Source organism: Saccharicrinis sp. 156, assembly GCF_050589685.1.
Taxonomy (GTDB): Bacteria; Bacteroidota; Bacteroidia; order Bacteroidales; family Marinilabiliaceae; genus Saccharicrinis.
Genome location: NZ_JBNGOS010000089.1, coordinates 1 through 4229, shown reverse-complemented (window position 1 = coordinate 4229; position 4229 = coordinate 1). Strand labels below are relative to the sequence as shown.

At 37.8% G+C, this 4229-nt stretch carries 3 protein-coding genes; all 3 read right to left on the bottom strand.

The features are described from left to right. Positions 1 to 72: 72 nt before the first annotated feature. Positions 73 to 1449: a glycoside hydrolase family 88/105 protein gene (locus tag ACRD64_RS25065; protein ID WP_430937350.1), complete on the bottom strand. Its 1377-nt coding sequence runs from the start codon at positions 1447 to 1449 to the stop codon at positions 73 to 75. Positions 1450 to 1621: 172 nt separating this feature from the next. After that, a complete protein-coding gene (locus tag ACRD64_RS25060; RefSeq protein WP_430937348.1) occupies positions 1622 to 3340 on the bottom strand; it encodes a sulfatase in 1719 nt (572 codons plus the stop codon). A 3-nt stretch (positions 3341 to 3343) separates the two neighbouring features. Further along, positions 3344 to 4054 (bottom strand): 3-keto-disaccharide hydrolase, encoded by a 711-nt coding sequence (locus ACRD64_RS25055; protein ID WP_430937346.1) that lies wholly within the window; start codon positions 4052 to 4054, stop codon positions 3344 to 3346. Between the last annotated feature and the right edge of the window lie 175 nt (positions 4055 to 4229).

Genomic DNA, 4229 nt, shown 5'->3' with positions numbered 1-4229 from the left:
AAATTCATGGCTGATTAAGAAAAAAGTGAACGGGTATGGCCGTTTTCACTGGGTGGGTATAGACCGTTTTTTCTAATATTTACCACTTGCGTTAGCGATAGTTTTACCTGAAACGCTTGTAATATTATTGAATGATATTCCGTAGCCCCCATTGTAAATATTAGATAACGTTAACTCGCAACTTAAGCCATCTTGCGAAATAATGGCATATTCAACATTTACATCTTTATTAATTAGGTAGCTTGAAACATCTTGCGCAGAACACTTTTCTGCAGGTTCAAAAAAGTCAATTTTAAGTATTGAAGCATCATTCATTTTAACACTCTTCACAAAAAAGTCATTGGGCTTGGGCATTTCCCCTTCTGCCAATTGAATAACTTCCGTTCCTGCCAACAAAAAATTCCCCTCACCATATTCGCGGGAAGTATTTATGGTGACTGGCTGTGCATCTTTAGGTTCATCAGCTACCCCTTGTACATAACCTATACGACCATTAGACGTTAAAGCTGTTGAAACTAAACCATTCCACCCTTTAATTACAGTCGGCAAATATGTTTCTTTATCCAAAAGTCCATTATTGATGCCCCATGCCATACCGTAAACAAAAAAGGCAGTACCACTGGTTTCCTGTCCCGGGAATTCTGTTGGATCTCCCAAACTCACATTCCAAAAACCATCACTTCGCTGTACACTTTTAAGTGCTTCTGCCATTTTTTTGAATGTATCAATATATTCCTGACGGTGAATATCATTCTCCGGCAAATATTTAAGCGTGCGTACATGGCCTCCAAATACCCATCCATTTCCTCTCGACCAGTAGCATTTTTTACCCCCTGAAGTTGTATATGGAGGGTCAAACCGCTTATCGCGATGCCATAAACCAAACGAAGCATCGTATAATCCCTGACTCACTTTTGTACTATGATACAAGGCATACAACTTTTCGAAATAACGTGAGTCGTTATTCCATATACCGTATCGGGTTAACACTGGCATAGCCATATAAAGTGCGTCAATACAATCCCAGTCATCAACAGCGGTGCGATTAACCAAATTGCTTACACTTGTGCCGACTTTACTTATCATATATGTATCCTTAGCCCCATAGGCATAATAAATATCCATGTAAACTTGACCTACACATTGATTGTCGGCCTCGTGAGGTCTATTTCCTATATTCCAATCATTATTAATACCCCACTGCAATGCATAATCCAAGCCCTCTTGGGTCGGGTGCAAATCAAATAAAGCCATATGCCCGTTAAAATACGATCCCTCTAACCAGTTTGACGCTCCTGAAGATACCGTTTCTGTTTCCGGATTCGCATTCATATAATACTGGTTCACTTTTATAAGGTCCGCTAAAACTTCGGCTTTTGAGGGCAATTCTTGTGCATTGTTTACTGCTGCTATTCCCCAAAAAAAGATGATAAATATAATTCTATACATACGTTTAAATTTTGTTTTTTACAGTCGCATAGTCTGCTCCGTAATTTAAGCGGTGGAACTCGCAAAATATAATCATACTCATGTACCGGCATTAGGCATGTAAAAAATAATTATCCAGCTCGTTTCATATGGCTTGTATTTAAGCAATATGGACTAATTTGGTTTATACTTTTTAATTGGCACTAAAAGCTACATTCCCTCCTCTTCGATAGATGTCTATCAAGTTTATAAACTTGGCCTTGCGAGGATCATTTAACGTATTATAATCTGGATTTACTTTGGGCCAATATGTACTTTTAGCATTGTTATCGAGCCAAACTATCAACTTATGAAATAACGCATTGGTAAGTTCAGGCATTTGTTTTGCCAGGTTATTAGTTTCAGAAATATCTTCTTTAATATTAAACAGCTTAAGTCTTCCATGCCAATCAAAAATCAGCTTGTAGTCTCCTTCTCTAATTACAGAGTGAGGTGTTAAATTATAACCATCGTATGGATTAGTATAGATAACGTTGAATGGATAATGCCAAAAATGTGTATTGCGCGTATATGTTTGTTTTGTATTACTTACGTCATTCATAAGTCCAACAATACTGCGTCCATCAATACCACCTTCTTTAGTATAGTGAGGGTTTGGATCATAACCTGCAGCTTCAATAAATGTAGGAAAGATATCGCAGCAATCTACTGGCACGTTACTCCATTTTCCACCTTCGATTTTTCCTTTCCATCTAAATATCAATGGAACCCGTATTCCTCCTTCTGTAACACATGCTTTACCTCCATTAAGTGGAAAGTTACTGGTTACTTTCCCGTTTGGTGTTACCCTGCCATCAATACCACCATTATCGGACATAAAAACCACTAGAGTATTCTCATCCAGCCCTGTTTCTTCCAACTTTTTTAGAATTCTTCCTACTGAGTTATCCAAACCACGTATCATACCCGCATAAGTCGCATCCTTATGATTGTTCCAACCTTTGGTCGGCTTATTTTCAAAGTAATTGATATCCTCTTGCTTTGCCTGGTATGGGCCATGTACGGCAAAATGACAGAAATATAGAAAGAAAGGTTGATCTTTTATAATAGAACGTTTCTCAATATAACGAACTGCCTGTTCTGTTAAATCCTCAGTTAAAAAATCCTTCCCTGTTTCTTCTCCGGCTGAACCCACCAAAAGTTCTTTTTGAGGAATATTGGGAAATGAGGTTATAGCCCGATTATTCCATATTCCTCTCCATTTAAAATAGGTTGAAGCTCCGGCATCACACCAAGCTAATGTCTCAAACCCCTGATCACTTGGGGTATATCCTTCAGCTCCATGCCCTCCAATATGCCATTTCCCAATAAATGCAGAATGGTAATCAGGAAGTGCCTCTGCAATCGTAATTTCATCGAGGCCATTATCTGCAGGTGCCCCAGACGGCACTGCCGTATTTGAACTGCCGTTGAGCAATGCCATCTCTATTTTTATATTATCGTGATGATCCAATACATCATGCACATAACTGCCTTCCGGGACTTCTTGGTTGGTATTGTAATACGTTTTTCTTCGTGGAGTTGCTGTTGTAAATCCAAGACGTGCTGCATATTTGCCAGTAATTAAGCTGGCTCGTGTTGGGGAACACAATTGGTTGGCATAAGCCTGTTCAAATGCAACTCCTTCATTTACAAGGCGGTCTATATTAGGTGTTTCATAATACATACTATCTTTTGAAACACCCATAACATGTTCTGCATACGCTTGCGTATCCATGTAGCCATAATCATCAGCTAAAATAAAAATGATATTAGGTTTCGAAAGTTTGTCTTCACTCTCATTAGAACCAATGCATGCAACCAATAGCAAAGTCTGCATTATTACTGTTAAATATACTAGTTGTTTTTGCATGTTTTAAAGCTCCCTGATTTTAAGATTTCGCCAATGGATAATACCTTGTTTTCCTCCATGAACCTGCAGAGCAATAAATCCTTTGGGGAATTGATTTTTTTCATCAACCCAGTGTGCAGCAGGCAATCCATTAATCCATGTTTTGACTACATTTCCTTCAACCATAACTGTAATTCTATTCCATCCGCTTCTATCAATGGCACTTTTTAATGCTTTGTGTTCTGGGGCTCTTAAGGGATAAAACCATCCACCACAGTTTTGTCCATAAATTCCCCCTGACCAACCACGACCATTTTTTGCCAGATCTTCCATCTCCACTTGAGGACCAATCACTGTATTTTTGTTAGGATCTTTTCTGATTCTGGACCGGATTTGAACGCCGGTATTTCCATCCACTTCCCATTTTACCTCACAAGTAAAAATAAAATCGACATATTCTTTATCAGTGCATAAAAAAGTACTTGGCCCTTCACTGCATCTTCCCACTATCTCACCATCTTTTACTTCAAAAACCATGGTTCCTTGTTTAGTGCTCCACCCATCCAATGTTTTACCATCAAAAAGAGAAACAAAGTTTGCACCTTTTAACTTTGGCTCTTTGTCGTGATTGATAAGTTGTGTTTTTGCATTCACAGGTTTCTTCTTTTGATAATCCTGGGATTTAACACTAAAGGTTAGCAATAAGAAACTTAGTACAAGTAATAATCCTTTCATTGTATTTAATATAAAGGTTAAAATGAAAAAGCATCAAAATTCATATGAATATCAAATTTTGATGCATTTATGTTATTCTAAATAAATTATGGATGTACTTATTTAGTGCCGGCAAGAAAAGTCGCTTTTTTTACAAAGTGGACAAATCCAAGCTGATTTATTTCAATATTAAAAG